At 63.3% G+C, this 19,041-nt stretch carries 19 protein-coding genes; 6 read left to right on the forward strand and 13 right to left on the reverse strand.

Annotation, left to right across the window (positions count from 1 at the left end):
• Positions 1-74: 74 nt before the first annotated feature.
• Entirely contained in the window at positions 75-332 is a 258-nt protein-coding gene (locus tag LB568_RS14675; protein WP_008874920.1) for a hypothetical protein, read from the forward strand.
• Between the two features lie 70 nt (positions 333-402).
• On the forward strand, positions 403-1,188 hold the full coding sequence (locus tag LB568_RS14680; RefSeq protein WP_181176890.1) for a hypothetical protein: 786 nt from the start codon (positions 403-405) through the stop codon (positions 1,186-1,188).
• 86 nt (positions 1,189-1,274) lie between these two features.
• Here LB568_RS14680 and LB568_RS14685 read toward each other — a convergent pair whose 3' ends face one another.
• The gene (locus tag LB568_RS14685; protein WP_181176889.1) at positions 1,275-2,606 is read right to left on the reverse strand and encodes a dihydroorotase; all 1,332 of its coding nucleotides are present in this window, start codon (positions 2,604-2,606) and stop codon (positions 1,275-1,277) included.
• Positions 2,607-2,681: 75 nt separating this feature from the next.
• On the opposite strand from LB568_RS14685, the gene LB568_RS14690 reads away from it, so the two are divergent.
• The 3 genes from LB568_RS14690 to LB568_RS14700 all read left to right on the forward strand — a co-directional run bounded on the left by LB568_RS14690 (position 2,682) and on the right by LB568_RS14700 (position 6,384).
• Positions 2,682-3,542, forward strand: a complete 861-nt coding sequence (locus LB568_RS14690) for a YgfZ/GcvT domain-containing protein (RefSeq protein ID WP_224730501.1) — start codon at positions 2,682-2,684, stop codon at positions 3,540-3,542.
• Complete coding sequence (locus LB568_RS14695; RefSeq protein WP_224730502.1) at positions 3,542-4,177, forward strand: YfbR-like 5'-deoxynucleotidase; 636 nt, start codon at positions 3,542-3,544, stop codon at positions 4,175-4,177. Before LB568_RS14690 ends, LB568_RS14695 begins: the two co-directional genes overlap by 1 nt.
• A 65-nt stretch (positions 4,178-4,242) precedes the next feature.
• Positions 4,243-6,384, forward strand: coding sequence for a putative bifunctional diguanylate cyclase/phosphodiesterase (locus LB568_RS14700; protein WP_224730503.1), 2,142 nt, complete (start codon positions 4,243-4,245; stop codon positions 6,382-6,384).
• A gap of 10 nt (positions 6,385-6,394) precedes the next feature.
• Here the strand turns inward: LB568_RS14700 and LB568_RS14705 are convergent, their stop codons facing one another.
• Positions 6,395-7,285 carry a fatty acid desaturase family protein gene (locus tag LB568_RS14705; protein WP_140576342.1) on the reverse strand — a complete coding sequence of 297 codons (891 nt, stop codon included), beginning with the start codon at positions 7,283-7,285 and terminating at the stop codon, positions 6,395-6,397.
• 112 nt (positions 7,286-7,397) lie between these two features.
• Between LB568_RS14705 and LB568_RS14710 the strand changes: the two genes are divergently transcribed.
• A complete protein-coding gene (locus LB568_RS14710; protein ID WP_224730504.1) occupies positions 7,398-8,315 on the forward strand; it encodes a LysR substrate-binding domain-containing protein in 918 nt (305 codons plus the stop codon).
• A 20-nt stretch (positions 8,316-8,335) separates the two neighbouring features.
• Here LB568_RS14710 and LB568_RS14715 read toward each other — a convergent pair whose 3' ends face one another.
• The 11 genes from LB568_RS14715 to LB568_RS14765 form a co-directional block, all read right to left on the reverse strand.
• The gene (locus LB568_RS14715) at positions 8,336-8,608 is read right to left on the reverse strand and encodes a DUF3303 domain-containing protein (protein ID WP_224730505.1); all 273 of its coding nucleotides are present in this window, start codon (positions 8,606-8,608) and stop codon (positions 8,336-8,338) included.
• An 18-nt stretch (positions 8,609-8,626) separates the two neighbouring features.
• The gene (locus LB568_RS14720; protein WP_013896362.1) at positions 8,627-10,090 is read right to left on the reverse strand and encodes a RimK family alpha-L-glutamate ligase; all 1,464 of its coding nucleotides are present in this window, start codon (positions 10,088-10,090) and stop codon (positions 8,627-8,629) included.
• On the reverse strand, positions 10,090-11,187 hold the full coding sequence (locus LB568_RS14725; protein WP_224730529.1) for a GNAT family N-acetyltransferase/peptidase C39 family protein: 1,098 nt from the start codon (positions 11,185-11,187) through the stop codon (positions 10,090-10,092). The genes LB568_RS14720 and LB568_RS14725 overlap by 1 nt, the downstream gene beginning before the upstream one ends.
• A gap of 205 nt (positions 11,188-11,392) precedes the next feature.
• Positions 11,393-12,184 (reverse strand): anti-sigma factor family protein, encoded by a 792-nt coding sequence (locus tag LB568_RS14730; RefSeq protein ID WP_224730506.1) that lies wholly within the window; start codon positions 12,182-12,184, stop codon positions 11,393-11,395.
• Positions 12,181-12,699, reverse strand: a complete 519-nt coding sequence (locus LB568_RS14735) for an RNA polymerase sigma factor (RefSeq protein ID WP_013896365.1) — start codon at positions 12,697-12,699, stop codon at positions 12,181-12,183. The genes LB568_RS14730 and LB568_RS14735 overlap by 4 nt, the downstream gene beginning before the upstream one ends.
• A gap of 161 nt (positions 12,700-12,860) precedes the next feature.
• A complete protein-coding gene (locus tag LB568_RS14740) occupies positions 12,861-13,277 on the reverse strand; it encodes a type II toxin-antitoxin system VapC family toxin (protein WP_224730507.1) in 417 nt (138 codons plus the stop codon).
• Positions 13,277-13,519: a type II toxin-antitoxin system VapB family antitoxin gene (locus LB568_RS14745; protein ID WP_224730508.1), complete on the reverse strand. Its 243-nt coding sequence runs from the start codon at positions 13,517-13,519 to the stop codon at positions 13,277-13,279. Before LB568_RS14745 ends, LB568_RS14740 begins: the two co-directional genes overlap by 1 nt.
• Positions 13,520-13,566: 47 nt before the next feature.
• Positions 13,567-16,317, reverse strand: coding sequence for a DUF2339 domain-containing protein (locus tag LB568_RS14750; RefSeq protein ID WP_224730509.1), 2,751 nt, complete (start codon positions 16,315-16,317; stop codon positions 13,567-13,569).
• Positions 16,318-16,411: 94 nt separating this feature from the next.
• Positions 16,412-16,930: a PaaI family thioesterase gene (locus tag LB568_RS14755; RefSeq protein ID WP_013896369.1), complete on the reverse strand. Its 519-nt coding sequence runs from the start codon at positions 16,928-16,930 to the stop codon at positions 16,412-16,414.
• On the reverse strand, positions 16,927-17,703 hold the full coding sequence (recO, locus tag LB568_RS14760; RefSeq protein WP_224730510.1) for a DNA repair protein RecO: 777 nt from the start codon (positions 17,701-17,703) through the stop codon (positions 16,927-16,929). Before recO ends, LB568_RS14755 begins: the two co-directional genes overlap by 4 nt.
• A gap of 131 nt (positions 17,704-17,834) precedes the next feature.
• Complete coding sequence (locus tag LB568_RS14765) at positions 17,835-18,977, reverse strand: porin (RefSeq protein ID WP_013896371.1); 1,143 nt, start codon at positions 18,975-18,977, stop codon at positions 17,835-17,837.
• Positions 18,978-19,041 lie beyond the last annotated feature (64 nt).

Genomic DNA, 19,041 nt, shown 5'->3' on the forward strand with positions numbered 1-19,041 from the left:
GGCTGCGTGTAAAACGGAACAGATCAAGCCTGATTCACACGGATGGATCGCCGCTTGAAAGGGTGGACATCGCTATGGAACATGGTGTCAACGACATCGACGCGCTGGTCAGGGAAGAAAAGCGCCTGACGGCGGTGGAGAGCCACAGCGAAGCTTGGGCGGAAGGCCTTTCGGCCGGCATCGAGCCCGAGATCATTGCCGAGGCGGCGCTTGAGACCGCATTCGGTGAAATGTTGCGCGCCAATGGCGAGACATCGGCCCTTGCCCTGCTCGACCGCATGCGCGAGAAGGTGATTGCTGGCGCCTTCGAACCCGAGCGGCTGCGGCACTGAACCGATATCAGGTTCTTTGACCATCAAGTGTCGTTCGGGCATCATGCCCGGAAGCAGGGAGATACGGGCAGTGAATTTTCCGATGTCAGGCAAGCCGAAGGGCTTGGTCCTTTACATCCGTATCGCTGCTTGCTGTGCTGCGTTTACACTGGTGGCTTGTCTTGAGAGCAGCCCTGCCCATGCGTTGAGCCAGATCCAGCGCGAAGAGCTTCCCTCCACTGTCACGCCGCCGACGGATAGCGACAGTTCGGCGCCCGGAAGTACAGTCCCGATGCCGGATCCCGTGGGAACGCCTTCGACCAGCCAGCCGGCTGCTCCGGACGCGGCGGAACCCGACAGCCCATCGGATGGCAGCAGCAACAGGCCGCGTGTCGACCCCGAAGCGCCCCTGCCGGAGGTGGTGTACGACCTCGCCAAGCTGCCCGAGCCCGTGCGGCGCATGCACGACCTGATTATCGAGGCTTGCAGGACCGGCGACATCGAAAAGCTCAGGCCATTGATCGGCAAGGGCGACAGCATGACCCAGCTGTCGCTGACCGACATCGACGGCGACGCCATCGCCTTCCTCAAGGGGCTCTCCGGCGACCCGGACGGCCAGGAAATCCTGGCCATTCTGGAAGAAGTGCTCAGCGCCGGCTATGTCCATGTCGATGCCGGAACACCGCAGGAACTCTATGTCTGGCCGTATTTCTTCGCGCTGCCGCTCGACAAGCTCGACGCCAAGCAGCGGGTCGAGTTGTTCAAGATCGTCACCGCCGGCGATTTCGACGACATGAAGCAGTTCGGCGCCTACATCTTCTACCGCGTCGGCATCACGCCCGCCGGGCAGTGGACCTTCTTCGTTGCCGGGGACTGAGCGGGCCCACCCTCCCCAGGGAACGGTCGCCATGGAACAGCCGGGCAGGTATGGCGCCGCCACTAACCGGGCCCTTCGGTCCGAGCCTATGCCGGCAGCGCCTCGGAAAACTCGACGGGCCTGCCCTGGCTTGGCGTCACGATTTCGCCTTCCCACATGATGCGGCGACCGCGAATGACGGTGCCGACCGGCCAGCCGGTGACCTGCTTGCCGTCATAGGGTGTCCAGCCGGCCTTCGAACCGGCCTGCGCGTTGGTGATGGTTTCACGCCGCTTCATGTCGACGATGGTGAAGTCAGCGTCATAGCCGGCGGCGATGCGGCCTTTTCCAGCCATGCCGAAGATACGCTGCGGGCCGTGGCTGGACAGGTCGACGAAGCGCTGCAGCGTCAGCCGGCCGGCATTGACGTGGTCGAGCATGACCGGCACCAGCGTCTGTACGCCAGTCATGCCCGAGGGCGAAGCTGGATAGGTTTTTGCCTTCTCGGCCAGTGTGTGGGGCGCGTGGTCGGAGCCGAGCACGTCGACGATGCTTTGCGCGATGCCGTGCCAGACGCCGTCGCGGTGGCGCGCGGCCCGCACGGGCGGGTTCATCTGGATCAGCGTGCCGAGCCGCGCATAGTCGTCGGCGCTCAGCGTCAGATGGTGCGGCGTCGCCTCGCAGGTCGCGACATCCTTGTGCCGTTCGAGGAACAGGATCTCCTCGGCGGTCGAAATGTGCAGGACATGGATGCGGGCGCGAACGCTGCGCGCAACGTGCACCAGCCGCTCGGTGCAGCGCAAGGCGGCGATCTCGTCACGCCAGACCGGATGCGATGACGGGTCGCCCTCGATGCGTTCGCTAAGGCGCTCACGCAGCCGGAACTCATCCTCCGAGTGAAAGGCCGCACGGCGGCGGGTATTTCGCAGGATCGAGGCGACGCCTTCATCATCCTCGACCAGCAGATCGCCGGTTGACGATCCCATGAAGACCTTTATGCCCGCCGCACCGGGCAACCGCTCAAGTTCGCCAACATCCTTGGCATTCTCGCGTGTACCACCGACCCAGAACGCAAAATCGCAATGCATGCGGCCACCGCCGCGCCGAACCTTGTCGGCAAGCGCTGCCTCGCTGGTGGTCAACGGATTGGTGTTGGGCATCTCGAATACGGCTGTGACGCCGCCGAGCACCGCTGCCCGCGAGCCGGTTTCCAGATCTTCCTTGTGCTCCAGTCCGGGCTCGCGAAAATGCACCTGGCTGTCGACGACGCCCGGCAGGATGTGCAGGCCACGGCAGTCGATCGTTTCGCCGGCCGAGGCTTGGCCGAGATCGCCTATCGCGGCGATGCGCCCGCCCTTGACGCCGATGTCGCGCAGCCCCTCGCCGTCATGGTTGACCACAGTGCCGCCTGTCAGGATGAGGTCATAGGTCATGGTCATGCTCTCTTGCGGGGGGAGTGCCAGCGGCTTACGTAATGGCCATCCGTTTTGCAAGATCAGGCTTTCATTCGCCCCATGCCCTTTACCCTGCTGAAAGACCGCGCGCTGATTTCCGTCTCGGGCCCGGATGCCGAGCACTTCCTGCAGAACATCCTTACCACCGACCTCGATGTGCTGGGTGAAAGCGAAGCAAAACCGGGCGCGCTGTTGACGCCGCAAGGCAAGATCCTGTTCGACTTCCTGATCTCGCGTGCCGGTGAAAACGCCCTTCGGCTCGAATGCCGTGCCGATATCTCGGACGATTTCGTTCGCCAGCTGATGCTCTACAAGCTTCGCGCCAAGGTCGAGATTGCCAAGCGGGAACAGGCACTTGTCTCTGTTGCATGGGGAAAAGAGTCAATCGCCTTACAAAGTGATTCAACCGCAGTCGCCGACAGGCGCTTTGGTGGCGAGAGCGTCACACGCTCCTATGCCGGCGCTGCGCAAGCCGACGATGGCGCCGCATGGCAGGCCTTCCGCATCGCCCACGGCATTGCCGAAAGCGGGGCCGACTATGCGCTCGGCGATGCTTTCCCGCACGACGTGCTGCTCGACGAGACAGGCGGCGTCGGCTTCAGGAAGGGCTGCTATGTCGGCCAGGAAGTCGTCTCGCGCATGCAGCATCGCGGCACGGCCAGGCGGCGCGTGCTGATCGTCCGGTCCGAGCTTCCCCTGCCCGCCGCGGGCACCGAACTGACCGTCGAGGGACGGCCGGTCGGCGCGCTCGGCTCAAGTGCTGGCACAACCGGGCTTGCCATCGCGCGCATCGACAGGGTCAAGGCGGCGCTGGACGCCGGCCAGCCGATCCTAGCGGGCGACGTACCGGTGACGCTGACCATCCCCGCCTGGGCCAAATTCAGTTTCCCGCAGGAAACCGTCAGCGCGGAGGAAGCCTGATGGCGGCGGACCGCATCGGCGCGCCGCCACGCGCCTGGCAGCGCATGCTGTCCGGCCGCCGGCTTGACCTGCTCGACCCATCGCCGCTCGACATCGAGGTTTCGGACATTGCCCATGGGCTCGCCCGCGTTGCCCGCTGGAACGGCCAGACCAGCGGCGAGCATGCCTTTTCGGTTGCCCAGCATTCGCTGCTGGTAGAGGCGCTGTTCAACGAACTGATGCCCACGGCTTCGGCCGACGACCGGCTGGCGGCGCTGCTGCACGATGCGCCTGAATATGTCATCGGCGACATGATCTCGCCGTTCAAGTCGGTGATGGGCGGCAGCTACAAGGACTGCGAATTGCGCTTGCAGCGCGCCATCCATCTGCGCTTCTCGCTGCCCCCCGACTTGGCCGCGGGGTTGCGCAAGGAAATCAAGCGCGCCGACCAGATCGCCGCCTATTTCGAGGCAACGCTGCTCGCCGGCTTTTCGACCGCCGAGGCAACGGAGTTCTTCGGCCGCCCGCGCGGTTTTTCCGCCGAGCGTTTCGATTTCGCACCGCGTTCGGTGACCTGGGCACAGAATGCCTTCCTGAAGCGGTTTTCGGCGATCGAAAAATCGCGGCATCAGGCCCCGGCACCCGCGATAGGGTAGAAAACGCTAAATTAACCGGAAGCGTCAACAGTGTGATGTTCGATCACGCACCGCAGGCGCGCCCCATGCCCGTCGTGGACGTCAAGGATGGTTCGATCGTCCCGGAACGGGCGGCCGAAGGCATGGAACGCTCACGCCGCATGGAAGACGAACTGCGCGAACAGAACGAACGCTTTTCGGCTGCTGTCGAGAACATGTCGCATGGGCTTTGCATGTTCGACGCCGACGAGCGCATGATCATCTGCAACGGCAACTATATCGACATCTTCTGCCTCGACGCCAAGGTGGTGCGGCCCGGCATCTCTTTCATCGACATCCTGCGGCACAGCGTCGACATCGGCATCGCCTCGCAAAGCGCCAACGAGCTCTACGCCATCCGCAAGCCCTATATCGACCAGGCAAAACCCTCGACCTACGAGGAGGCGCTGGCGGACGGCCGCATCATCCGCATCTCGCACCGTCCGCTGGCCTCGGGCGGCTGGGTCTCGATCTACGAGGACATCACCGAACAGCGGCGCGCCGAGCAGGATCTGAAGGAACAGCATCGCCGCTTCGACGCAGCACTCGCCAATATGTCGCAAGGCCTGCTGATGTACGACGCCGACGGCAAGATGATCGTGCGCAACGAGCGTTTTCTGGAGCTTTTCAAGGTCAAGGCAGCGGATTTCCCGCTTGGAACGACGCATCGCGACGCACTCGAACGCTTGCTGGAACTCGGCATCTATACGCAGATCGACGTCGACAGCGAAGTTGCCAAGACCGAAGCCTGCCGGCGCGCGGGAAAAATCCATTCGGCCTATCGGCATCTTGCCGACGGCAGGACGATCCTGGTCACACGCCGGCCGATGAGCGGCGGCGGCTGGGTGGCGACTTTCGACGACGTCACCGAGCGCCGCCGCACCGAAGAGCGCATGACCCATCTTGCGCATCACGACACGCTGACCGGGCTGCCCAACCGCTCGATGTTTCGCGAACGGCTCGACTTTGCGCTGGAGGACGCGGCCGCGACGCCCTTGGCGGTTTTCTCGCTCGATCTCGACCGCTTCAAGGCGATCAACGACACCTGGGGGCACCCGGCCGGCGATTGGCTGCTGAAATGCGTCGCCGAGAGGCTGCAGCGTTGCCTGCGCAATGAAACAGACATCGTCGCGCGCTTCGGCGGTGACGAGTTCGTCGTCATGCAGTCCAATTTCAAGGGCATTGCCAATGCCGAGAAAATGGCGAAGCGCATCGTCGAGGCGATTTCAAAACCGTTCCGCGACGAGAACCGGGACATGCACGTCGGCATCAGCCTGGGCATCGCCGTTTTCCCCGACGACGGCAGGGACGCCGATGCGCTGTTGAAGAACGCCGATACGGCGCTCTATCGGGCGAAGAGCGAAGGACGAAACCTTTATCGCTTCTTCGAACCCGAAATGGACGCCATGGTGCAGACCCGCCGGGCGCTTGAAGTCGACCTAGAGACAGCGTTGCCGCGTCAGGAATTGGATCTCGATTTCCAGCCCATCATGAACATCGCCTCCGGCGAGATCACCGGCGCCGAGGCCTTGATGCGCTGGCATTCCCCGGCGCGAGGGACGGTCGCGCCGGACCAATTCATTCCGGTCGCCGAGGACACCGGACTGATCGTGCCGCTCGGCGAGTGGGCACTGAGGAAGGCCTGCGCGGCGGCGGCCGGCTGGCCGCCGGGTTTGCGTATCGCGGTCAACGTCTCGGCCGTGCAGCTCAGAAGCGACGGGTTTGCCCGCAGCGTCATCTCGGCACTGGCTTTTTCTGGGGTGTCGGCCGGCCAGTTGGAACTGGAAATCACTGAAACCGTGCTGATGGACGAGAGCAAAGCCGTCCTGAAGGCGCTGCGGCAGTTGCGCAACCTCGGCATCCGCATCGCGCTGGACGATTTCGGCACCGGCTATTCCTCGCTCGGCTACCTCAGGCGATTCCCGGTCGACAAGATCAAGATCGACCGTTCATTCATCCGCGACCTCGGCAATCGCGACACGGCGGCGATCGTTCGCACCATTATCGGGCTGGGTACGGAGCTTGGCATCGTCGTCACGGCCGAGGGCGTCGAGACGGAGGTGCAACTCGACATGCTGCGCGACAATGGTTGCACGGAGGCGCAGGGTTATCTGATCGGCGTGCCGTCGAAGGCGGCGGACATCCAGCGCCTGTTGAAGTCGCGTGCACCTCGCAGCCAGGCGGGCTGAGACAGGCCGCTCAACGCAGTGTCTCAATGTATTTCTCATGGAAGCTGACATAGCCCGGCTCGACCACCTTGAGATGCCGCTCGATCAGCGCATGAAACCGCGGCAGCTGATGAAACGGCACGCCGGGATAGGCATGATGCTCGGCGTGGAACGGCATATTCCAGGCGAGCTTGCGGACAAGCCAGTTGGTCAGTGTCGTCCTGGTGTTCTCCAGCATGTTGGCGACGAACGGACAGCGACCGTGCTCGGCCAGCAAGTAGAGGCGCAGGAATGGCTGTCCGAGCAAAGCGGGAATGATCCAAACATAGAGAAGCACGGGGAGCCGGAAATAGACGGCGAGCAGAATGACCACGGCATAGATGGCAATCATCAAGCGCGCTTCGGTCCGTACCTTGGGGCGGCCCTTCGGCGGTACATAGCTGTCCTGGCTGCGCCCAATGGCATTGGCATGGAGCGTCTTGAAATGGCCCCACCACACCGGGATGCCGGAAACGTGCACGAGGTACTGCCGCAGCGTCTCCGGTTTCGGGGACGCCAGTTCCGGGTCGCTGTCCGGATCCTGGGTGAAGCGGTGATGGGCGAAATGGAAGTAGCGGAACCAGTCGGCCGGCAGCGCGATCGCCAGGCTGCAAACCCGCGCCACCGCATCGTTCAGCCTTTGCGTCTCAAACGCCGTGCGATGAACCGTCTCATGAAGGAGCGTGAACAGGAACACGATCAGGATGCCTTGCGGCAGCATCAGCAGCGGCCAGAATGGCACCTTGGCCGCAATCAGCGCTCCAATGACCATGATCGCGCCCCAATGGGCGCCGAGCTGAACGAGACCCGCGACATCGGACTTGGCGGTCAGACGATTGCGCTCTTCCGGGGTCAATGACGCGATGATGTCGCGATGGTCCATCGGCTTCGATCCTGGCTGGGATTTGATGACATCCATTGTAGCCGATGAAAAAACTTTCCAAAAACGACGATTTCTGTGATTTAGATAAGGTTAGCTTACCTATCTGGTGATCATGGTTACATCCCCATCGCTGAAAGGACTGCAGGCGTTCGAGGCCGCGGCGCGCACAGGCAGCTTTGCCGCGGCGGCGGAAGAGCTTTCGGTTTCGCCTGCCGCGGTCAGCCAGCTCGTCCGCTCGGTCGAAGAACAGATGGACCGCAAGCTGTTCCATCGCGTCAACCGCCGCGTCGTCCTCACCGAGGCGGGCGTGGAAATGCTGCCACGGCTGACCATGGCTTTCCAGGAAATCGGCAGCGTCGCGCGCGAACTGGGCGGCGACGTCTTCCGCCCGCGCCTGGTGGTGTCGGTCCCGCCATCCATGGCCATGGGTTGGCTTTCGCAGCGCCTGGCCGGCTTCGTCGCAAGCCATGGCGCTGCCGATATTTCGCTCCGGGGCGATGACGATCCGGTGCCGTTCGATCGCGAGCTGATCGATATCAGGCTGTCGTACGGGCCGCATTATCGCGAGCACCCGACCGAGGACATCGTCCGGGACGCGGTTTATCCCGTTTGCGCGCCAAAGCTTGCCAGCATGGTCAAGGCAGATGGCGGACCGCTCGCCGGGCTGCCGCTGATCCACACGGACTGGGGGCCGACCGGCGCGTCTTTTCCGTCCTGGGGCAACTGGTTCGACGCGGCCGGCATCCAGCCCGGCCGGGCAGCGCAGCGCGGCCTCTCGGCCAACTCGTCACGCGGGGCGCTCGACCTTGCCATTTCGGGGTTGGGCGTGGCGCTGGCGCAAGGGGTCTATTGTGCCGAGGCTCTGGAGGACGGCAGGCTGGTCCGGCCCGCCGCCAGGGCGATCGCGCTGCGCCAGCCCTATTGCCTGACGATCCCGGAAAGAAGCGGCCGGCGCGACGTCGTGGCGGCGTTCCGCGATTGGCTGATCCGTGAATGCCAGCGCGCAGTGGGTTCGCCCGCATTCCGTTGACACAGCAGGCGGCTGGACGGTCAAAGGTGCCCGCTCAATGCTTGCGTCATATCCTTGCTGGTTGCCACGGGAACGATCTCGAATTCGACCAGATCCGCCCATTCGACGACCCAACGCTGCAGCAGCGTGACGTCATCGGCTTCGACCAGCAGGAAGCAGCGGCTCATATCAGCCGCGATCCAGCTGTGGTGAACGACAAGCTCATCCGGCTTCAGGCGACCACGGTCGCGGAAACGGCGGTAGATCTCCTTGCGATCGCAGCCGGTAAAGTCCTCGATCACGATGAACAGCATCTTTTTCCCTCGGTTTGATTACCGCCCCGGCCTGTCCAGCCGCTCAAGGAACCACTGCGTCAGCCGCACCCAGACCTCGTCCTTCTCGCCGGAATCCTCCCAGCCATGGTCGAGGTTGGGATTGTCGTTGACCTCGATGACGAAGACCCCGTCCTTGGTCTCCTTGAGGTCGACGCCGTAGAGGCCGTCGCCGATGCAGCGCGCCGCTTTGACCGCGGTCTCGACGACATGGGGCGGCGTCTCCTTCAGCGTGAAGGTCTTGATGCCACCCTGGTCGGGCTTGCCATTGGCCTTGTGGTTGACGATCTGCCAGTGCTTCTTGGCCATCAGATAATGGACCGCAAACAATGGCTGCCCACCGAGCACGCCGACACGCCAGTCATACTCGGTCGGGATGAATTTCTGCGCGATCAGAAGATCGGAATCCTCCAGCCACTCGGTCGCAAGCCGCGTCAGCTCCTCCAGGTTGGCGCATTTCTTGACGCCGCGCGAAAAGGAGGAATCCGGGATCTTCAGAACCAACGGAAAGCCCAGCGTCTGCGCGGCGAGTTCGAGGTCCGAGGTACCGGCGATCATCACCGTGGGAGGCACCGGCACCTTGTTGTAGGCCATCAACTCGTTGAGATAGACCTTGTTGGTGCAGCGGATCATCGACAGCGGATCGTCAATGACCGGCATGCCCTCCTGCTGGGCGCGGCGGGCGAAACGATAGGTGTGGTTGGAAATCGAGGTGGTCTCGCGGATGAACAGCGCATCGTAGTTGGCGAGCTTGGCGAGATCCTTCCTGGTGATGGGCTCGATTTCGACCCCCATCTTTTCGGCTATCTTGGCCCAGTAGCGCAGCGACGAGATTTCCGACGGCGGCAGTTCCTCATGCGGATCGACAAGCGTGGCGAAGGTGTAGCGCGCCGGCGTGCGGCCCTTGGTGTCGCGCCATTCGCGGTTGGTGTAGGTTTCCAGGCACTGGATGAAGCTTTTTTCCTCGTCCTCGGTCATCCGTGCCAAGGGGTGGAAGCCGATCTTGCGGATCGAGGCCCATTCGGCGCTGTCCTTGATGTGGACCTCGAGCGCCGGTGCCCGGAACCAGTCGAACAACAGCTTGGCGAAGCGGTCCCACACTTTCGACGGCCCGATGCCGAAGAAGATGCACACCTTCGCCGGAAAGGCGCCGCCGAGGTCCTTGCGGCATTTGTTGAGCGCCAATTCCAATTCCGGTAGCGCATGTTCGTAGAGCTTGCGCTCGGACAGGTCGATCATCGTCTCGACGGTCGGGATGACCTTGTGGCCGCGCGAGCCCGCCAGCAGCGAGGCATAGTAGCCGCGGCTCTGGTAACCGTAGTTGTTCGACAGGTTGATGACCTTCGGCCGCTGGCCGCGAAACAGCGAGGGATGCGCGAGATACTCGCGATTGGTGATGATCTTGTGCGGTGTCGCCACCTGGTCGAGATCGCTCTGCCTGCCGGTAAGAATGACCCAGGTCATTATCTCTTTCCCAAAGTGATGGCGGCACGCAGTCCGTCACGGCCGAACTGCGCCATGTTCATGAAGATGCCGTAAGGCACGGGAATGTTGGCGGCATCAAGGATGGTTTCCTGCCTTTCATCCTCGACCCAGGGATCGTGGATCAGGATATGGTCGCCATCGTCGCCGATGGCCAGTACCCAGTGAGGCACCTTCTTGCCGAACATCAGGAAGCCGCTGATCAGCACCAGCACCAACTTCCCTCCAGCGATCGCGGTTCTGATATCATCGATGGTGAACGGACGGTAATTCACCGGGATGCCGTAAAGTTCCGCGCGGCGGCGAAAGTCGACCTGAGCCAGCTCCATCACCCGGCGCTTGTCCTCGCTGCGCACCGACTGCAGGAACAGCGCGCCGTAGAAGGAAACGAAAATCTCCGCCGCAAGTCCGCTTTCGTACCCCGAGACCGCCAGGCCGAACGGCTCGCAGCCGCCAGGTCCAGACATCATGAAGACGGTCGTCGCCTCGCGCCAGAGGCGGATTTCCATCACCGGGTCCGGCACGAAGCCTCGGTCGAAATTGGCCATGGCCATCATCAGGCAGCATGGACCGCAGGTGAACTCGCAGGTCTGCTGATAGAACGGCACCTTGGTGGCGACCGGGAGATCGCCGCGCAGTGTCTTTTCATAACGAAGCGCCGTCTCGCCGTCGGAGTAGTAGCCCGGCTCGCGGCCGATCTTGCGATAGCCGGCCTGTTCGTAGATGCGGATGGCCCGGCCGTTGTCCTCGCGCACTTCGAGGCGCAGCATCATGCGGTCGTGCTCGAAGGCTGCCTCCTCGGCCGCCGACAGCAGCTGGCGGCCGACACCGAGTCCCCCGAAAAACGGGCCGACAGCTATGGAATAGAGCCGCGCGACCCCACTGCCCTTGCGAAACAGCACGATCGAATAACCGGCGACGCGGCCATCGATTTCGGCGACCAGCGTCTCGGCGGTCTCACGCTCGATGAACTGGCGAAAGGAGCGGCGGGAGATGCGATCGCTCGAGAACACAGCTTTCTCGATGGCGGCGAGATCATCGACGTCGGACGCGCGGGCCGTGCGGATCTCGGCAGGCATGCGGCTTGAGGAAACCTCGATTGCGTTGCGGAAACGGCCCCGGTCAAAAGCGTCGCGAACACCGGCCGAAGCGCCGGTATTCATCAAGCGCTATCGCTCCTTGATTAGGGCCGAATTGTGACAGTTTCCGTGGCGGCAGGGAAGCCGGCAAGCTTTGCGCAAGATCGCCGTTGAAGCCTGCCCGTGGCGGAAGATCACAGCCCGCTCAGCTCGCGAGACCAGCCAGAAGCTGGCCATAGGCATTTTTGGCCACGACCGCCAATTGCTCGCGCGGCAGCGAGCCGACGACGGCGCAGCCATAGCCCTTGTCCAGCCAATAGACGGCCTGCGGCCCGTCCTGCGCCGCAGCATAGGTGCCCTTGGCGTTCTCCGTCGATTCCGCGGTGACGAAGAGCGATATGCGCTCACCCTTGTCGTCCTCGTAGAGCAGCATCGCGGCCTTGCTTTCGCCGGCCGGCAGCAGCCGGCCGCCGATCAGTTGAAAACCGTTGGCGGTCAGGTCCGGGGCGACCAACCTCAAGCCGACCCGATTGGACAGCCAGGTCTGCAAATGATCCTTGTCGCTGGCAGGCACTTCCACGGCATGCCGCTTCTCGGCGGCGAAGATGACATGGGCGGCGATCGCCTGTTCGGCGAGCCTGTCTTCAGCCGGATCCTCCTGCCCGACGCCGTCGATGCCGGCAAAGTAGCCGCCAAATCCGCCCGCGGCCAGAAGCACGGCCGCAGCAGCGGCAAGCCACCAGCGCGAGCGTGGCGCGGCGACCCTGAGCGGCGCCTCGCCGAGCACCACCTTGCGCAAACGCAGGGGTACAGCCTCATCCAGCACGCCGCCAAAGGCGGCGCGCAATGCCTCCCGGTCGGCGGTGAAGCGGACGCTCCTGGCCTTCATCTCGGGATTGGCTTCGAGCCAGGCATCGTAGGCGGCACGCTCGTCGGCCGGCAGCTCGCCGTCGAGCGCCATGTGGATGTCACGTTCGGAAAAATCGCGGCGGATCATTTCTCGACGATCCTTATCGTGCGGCGGCGCGCCGTATCATCCAGCAACCCACGCAATTCCTCACGCCCACGCGCGATGCGTGACATCAGCGTGCCGGCGGGCACGCCCAGAATGTTGGCGGCTTCGGCATAGGAAAAGCCCTCGATCGCGACCATGACAAGCGCGGCGCGGCGATCGGGGCTGATCGCCTGCAAAGCATTGATGATTTCGCGTGAGGCGATGCCCTCCAACTGTTCGGCCGGCTGGGCAACCGCCTCGCCCGCTTCCAGCGGCAGCATCGCCGCCTCGCCTCGGCGGTTCACCTTGCGCATCTGGTCGATGAACAAATGATGCATGATCGTAAACAGCCACCTCCTGGGGCTCTCTCCCGTCTGCCAGTTCTCGAGCCGCAGCAGTGCGCGTTCGAGGCAGTCCTGGACGAGGTCGTCGGCAGAATCGCGGTCGCGCAAAAGCGAGCGTGCGTAGCGGCGCAGGCGCGGTATTTCGCCAAGGATTGCTGCCTTCTTTTCGTCCATGACCGCTGGTTCTGAGGTCGCCTTTGTTGATCTCGATTGAACGCGCCTTCCCGGCGCGGCGCAAGCGGCCAGCGCGAAGCGGTCCGCCGCCCCGGTCACCCAAGCAATGAGATAACGACGTGATCGGCTAAATTATTCCCGGCAATCAACAAGAAGCCGAATTATCCCAAATCGGTAAACGGGAAATCATTGCCCTTGTAGAGCAGCGGAATATTGAGACTTTTGGCACAAGCGTAGGCGAAACAGTCGCCGAAATTCAGTTGGGCCAGATGGCCGACAGCCTTGCCATAGCGCGCACTTGCATCAATGGCCTGGGAGCCAATGTCATCGCCGATGACCACATTTTCCGCGCCAATTTCCTCAATGAAACGATCGATCAGATCGCGAGCCCTGAGAAGGGCTTCAGCATCCGGCCTGTGGGAGCCCGCGGCTGCGCGCGCCACTGCCTGCGTCGCCTCGAAACGCACCAGCGCAGATACGTAGAGCGGGCCGGCAAAACCGGAAAGCCGCTTGACCAGTTCCTCCCACCCAGGTTCCCAGTTGAGAATTCCGACGATCACCGATGCGTCGACGAACATCAGTCTTCCCACATCTCGTCGGTGAATTTCTTCATGTCGAAATCGGGGGTGGGCAGGCCGAGCTTCCTGGCCTCGGCTTGTAGTCTCGCAATCCGATCGCGAAGCGGCACCGTGGCGCGATTGCGCTCAAGTTCGTGTACCAACGCGATCCGAACCGCCTCCGTTTTGCTCGGGGCGTTGGTCTCGCGCTGCAATTTGGTTGCCAGCGCATCCACCTCATCGTCACGGATGTAGAGCGGCATGGAATATCCTCCGATGGATATTCATATATTCTACGTTGCATATTCCTTCAAGATGCTACGCTTCCCTCCTTCGCCGCCCGCGTCAAAAGCCGCTGGTAGAATAGCCCGATGCCGATCAGCACGGCACCGAGCCCGATAAAGGACAGCGCCCTGAGCACGCCCTCCAGTTCGGACATGTCGAAGAGGAAGACCTTCAGCACTGCGACAGCGATCAGCCCGGCGGAGGCAATGCGCAGCACCTGCGACTTCAGCCAGACGCCGGCGGTGAGCAGCGCCACGCCGATGACCAGCCAGAGCGCCGAATAGGTGTAGGTTTCCAATTGGCCAAGCCCGCTCCACAGGCCGATGAACTCGCCCTTGAACAGGCGCCTCACCGAAAGCGTGGCATAGGCAAAGGCAAGCAGCGCCGCCACCAGCGCCAACATCTGCGCATACCATTTCGGCCGCTTGTCCCTGGCGTAAAGCGCCAGCCCGCCGGCGGCGACCGCCGGCAGGAGATAGGCGAGGAACAACAGGTTGAACACCGGGATCCCGCCTGTCGATTCGTCCGTGAGCAGCGGATTCAGCACCACGAAATGCCTGACAACGATGAAGGCGACCGAGACCACACCGGCGGCCATCGAACCATAGCGCAGCACCGAACTTGGCGAACGCACGTCGATGGCGACCAGGATGGCGCCGGCGCCGATCGCGATCAGCGTGTAGATCGCCTGTTCGGCGAGCGTCATGGCACCCGTGTCGATGACGCCGCCATGCATGGCGTGACGCACCAGCATGGCAACGGTTAGCAGCGCAAACAGCGCCGCCGCCGCTTCCATGGCAAGGCGCGGCCGGCCATCGGTGGTGCGGGCGAGTTGCCAGGCAGCAAAACCGAAGGCCAGCGCCGGTATGCCATAGCCCGGCAGCAGCCAGTTGAACACCGGCGTCGTGGAGAGGAATTCAGCGCCGACGATTGTCGGATCGAAGGCGACGCGGCCGAGCACCGCGATCACGGCGCCGACAGAAATCCAGCCGAGCGCCGGATAAGAACGCCAGCGTGTCGCCAGCGCCGGTATGATGGCCGCGGCACCCAGCAATATAGTGGTCCAGCCTGAGCCGAAAGCCATGTGCAGCATCAGGAGGCCGGCGATTGCCGCGCCGCCGAGGGCAAATGATACGGCCATTCCGCCCTTGAGCGGCGGCGCTTCGGCCCTTGCGATCCACTCGCCGCCGGCGGCGAAAATCACCACCAGCAGTGCCGCGATGGCGGCGTAAACAAAGTCGCGGTCGAGATTGCCGAAGGTGAACCAGAGCGCCAGCAGAATGACCAGCGGCACGACGACGGCCCATGCCGCCCAGGAGGCGGACCGCGGCCAGGTGGAGGCCGCGAACTTCCGGGCTGCCCAGAGACCGGCGCCAATGAAGACCAGGCCCAGCGCGATGCCGATGCGCCATGTCAGCGCGTTGGAGATTGCAAGCGGCAGTCCATCGACACCAAGAGCGCCGCCCGAAAAATCGGAAGCGATCGAGGTCGGCGGGATGATGCCGAGATAGATCAGCACCGTCGCCAGCCCGGCCGCGAAAAGCAGGGGCAGCGCCAGCGGTCGATAGACCGCGACGGCCACCATCACGGCGAGCAGCACTGCCGCCGGCAACACATCGCCGGCGGCGGCGAGGACCGGGTCGACCGACAGGCCCAGCGCCGAGAATGCGACGAACAGCCCAGGCACGATCGACGGCCAGTCGAAAGCCCTGGCCGGTCCAGTCTCGTCGCCACGGCGGCCGAGCCAGACAAACGCGAGCACGGCGAGCGTGACCGCATTGATGAACAGGATGGCGGAGAGGTTCGCCCCCGGTGCGTCGGTCATGTAGAGGATGGTCCAGATGCCGGTGCCGAAAAAGGCCGCCGCCATCAGCAGCTTCCAATCGCGCATACGGGCGATGACGCCGGTGGCGGCAAGCACGATGGCCAGATAGCCGAACAGCGCCCAGGGATTGGGCGCCTGCGAGGCGATCAGCACCGGCGTCACCATGGCGCCGACAAGACCGATGCCCGCCAGCGCCTGGCCGTGGACGAGAGCGGCCGCGATGGTCGCCACGCCGATGGCGCCGAGCAACGTGAAGGCGAGCGCCGGCCCGATGAAACCGTAAATGCCATGGGCGGCGTAGACGGTGCCGAACAGGATGAAGGCACCCGCCGCTGTCAGGATTGCCGGAATGTAGGCGCCCGCGGCGCCTTGCACGGGCATCTTGAAGCCGGTGCGGCGGATGAACTCGCCGCCCGCGACCAGCACCAGCCCGAGCACCGCGGCCATGGTGAGCCGCACGCCGGGACCGAAAATGCCGGCCTCGATGGTGTAGCGGATCAGGAACAACCCGCCCAGCGCCAGCGCGATCCCGCCCACCCAGACCGCCCAGCGGGTGCCGAGCGCCGTTTCGACATCGGATTGGCGGGCGGCTTTCGGCGTTGTGGCAGGCTCGGTGGGCTCCGTTGCCTTCGGCTCGCCCGCGGTCCATGGCCCGGACATGATCTCGCCGGACGGAGCTTCCGCTTCTGCAGCGGGCATCGGTGCGGCGGTCGGCTCGCTCACTGCTGCTGGAGCTAGATCGGCCGCTGCCGCCGGTATCGGCGCCGCGTCCTCCTTGCCATCGGTGGCCGCCAGTTCGGACGGCTTGACCGCTGATGGCACGGCGCCTGAAAGCACAAGGCCGCGCAACGCACCGAGTTCGCGCTCGATCAGGCCGATGCGGCCTTGCTGGCGCGAAATGATGACGAACAAGGCGATGATGGCGACAAGGCCGATCAGGCTCTCAAACATGGCGGTTCCCCCAAACCAGGCCAGTTTTCACTGACGTTTCGTCTCACTGACATTCAAATACGGCGGCTAGGCGGCAACTGGACGGCTGGAAAACTCAACGTGCCGCCAGATTGGCGGCTGGAAATATGGAACATGTCTCGGTGCCGAAAGCCAGCAGCTTGCCGCCGGCATCCTTCAGCGTCGCTTCCGAAACGGCAAGCGTACGGCCTTTGTGGACCACCTTGCCTTCGCAGACCACCTCGCCGGTCCTGGGCGTGATCGGCCGTGTCAGATTGACCTTGAATTCCGCGGTCGTATAGGCCTCGCCCTTTTCGAGCAGTGTCTGCACGGCGCAGGCCAAAGCCGAATCGAGAAGCGTCGCCGCCCAGCCGCCATGCACGCTGCCCAGCGGATTGAGGTGACGCTCGCCCGGCATGCCGTGAAAAACAGCGCGCCCTTCCGAGACTTCGGTGAGGGTGAAATTCAGCTGAAATGAGATCGGCGGCGCCGGATATTTGCCATCGACGATGCGCTGCAGCAATTCCAGGCCGGTATATTCCAGGATGTCGGCGTGCGGGATCGTGCCCAAGCCGAGCGGCGAGACGCGGCCCGGATAGAGTTCAACCTCGCTCATGTGATGATTTCTCTGGCGGCATTCTCTCCGGCAATGGTCTTGCGCGCTGCATGATGCTTGCGCAGTGCGGCAAGAAAGCCGGCGCGGGCATCCGGCTGCTCGATGGCGCGCGGCTCATAGACGTGGCGGGTGAAGAAGAAGCCGGTGAGCCGGAAGGCGTCCTCGACAGCTCCGGGATCCGCGCGCAGGCCGGAACCGCGCTGCAGAAAGGCCGGCAGCGCCAGCATCTTGTCGCGCCACGGCAAGCCTGCTTCACGCGACACCGCGCGCCCCGACTTCGGCGAGACATAGGCGAGGTCCTGTTGCGTGCCGGTGGCGGCGCAGCGGCTTAGATCGAGGCCGAAGCCGAGTTCATCGAGGATCAGAAGCTCGAAGCGTGCCACCAGTTCGCCGGCGGCATCGGCGTCGTCGAGATGGACGATCATCACCGAAAGCGCTTCGTAAAGGCCGCCATGGGCGTCGCGCTCCGGCAGCAGACGCAGATGCGCCGCCATGGTCTGCAGCCCGTAGACGGCGATGGCGCTGTCCATCAGCCGCGCGGCGTTCATCTCGATCGGCTCGGCCTGGAAGGTGCCGAGATGCTCGTCAAGACGTGCCCGCCACAAGAGATCGACGCGATTGCCTGGCTGCAGGACAGGCTGCTGTTTGCGCGAACGGCCGCCGCGAACGAGACCGAGATGGCGGCCATGCGTGCGCGTCATCACCTCGAGAATGGCGCTGGTTTCGCCATGCTTGCGGGTGCCGAGAATGATTCCCTCGTCGCGCCATTCCATTTCTAGAGCTTTTCACCGATCGGGTGGCGAAATCAAGGTATGGGCTTGCGCTGGGACCGACTCTTGCAACAGCACATAAAAAACCGCCCGCAGCAAATGCTGCGGACGGCCTGGTAAGGTCAGTCGATCGATTAGAAATTGCGCTGGAAGCGGACGATACCGCCAACGCTGTCCTTCTTGTCGGCCTTGGACCAGTTGCCGTAGAGGGAGGGATTGCCGTAATTGCCGTAGTGATCCCAGTCGACTTCGGTCGTGACCGTGAAGCCCGGGACGATGGTGTAGGCGACGTTTGCGGCAAGAGCGTAGTTCTTGTCGTCGTCAGCCGAAGCCTGGACGTTGAACGCGGTCTTCTCGTTGAACTTGTAGGTGCCGCCACCCCAGACAGCCCAGTTGCCACCCCAGGGCTTGTATTGGGTGCGGCCGCTTGGAGCCCAGACGTCGCTGTTGTCTGTCGTGCCGTAGCCGCCCATGACGAACAGCGACAGTTCCTTGGTGACGTTGACGTCCAAACGAACCTTGCCGGCCACTTCCTCGTAGTTGCTGTCATAGGCGACGACGCCGGTGATCGCACCCCAATCGGCCTTGTACTTCAAGCCGCCGACGACGTGCGGAACATAGCTGTCGATCGTGTTGACGCCAGTGCCTTCTTCGAGCGAGATCACACCCGTGAAGCCGCTGCCAGCGTCGAAGTAGTACTGGACAACGTTGGTGTCCTTGATGCCATACGGGATAATCGTGTCCTGGATGACGTTGCCGGCATAACCGATGAACTGGTCGTATGCCGTTTCATCCTTGCCGACGCGCAGGCCACCGAGCTGGATCCAGGCGAAGTTGAGAGTGGTGGTCTTGTTGCCAGCTTGCCAGCCAGTGCCGTCACCTGAATAGTCGCCGGAGGAGTTGCCGAACTGGAAGCGAGTCTCGGTAAAAGTCTTCAACGTGCCGAGCTCGGTTTCCTGGCCGGTATAAGTCCTCAACGTGAAACGCATGTTCTTATAGTAGGTGTCGTGCCTATCGCCGTCCATGTGATCGGCAACGTTATTGACGCCATCCAGCGTACCGGAATCGCCGACGCCCATGTCGTAGCGGAGATAGCCGCCGATGCGCAGGCAGGTCTCGGTGCCCGGGATATAGAAGTAGCCGGCGCCGTAGACGTCGCAGATCTTGACGTATTCGGCCGGTTCCGGCTCTGCAACGACGACAGCGTCCGCGGCGCGCGCGCCGGACACCGCGACCAGTGCCGCGGCTGAGCCGAGAAGAAGGCTCTTGATATTCATTTTCTGACCTCTCCAGTCAAAGTTAAAAATGGCTTCGGATTTGTGGCTGGCGGATATGTTTTCC

Source organism: Mesorhizobium sp. B263B2A, from assembly GCF_020165775.1.
Lineage (GTDB): Bacteria > Pseudomonadota > Alphaproteobacteria > Rhizobiales > Rhizobiaceae > Mesorhizobium > Mesorhizobium opportunistum.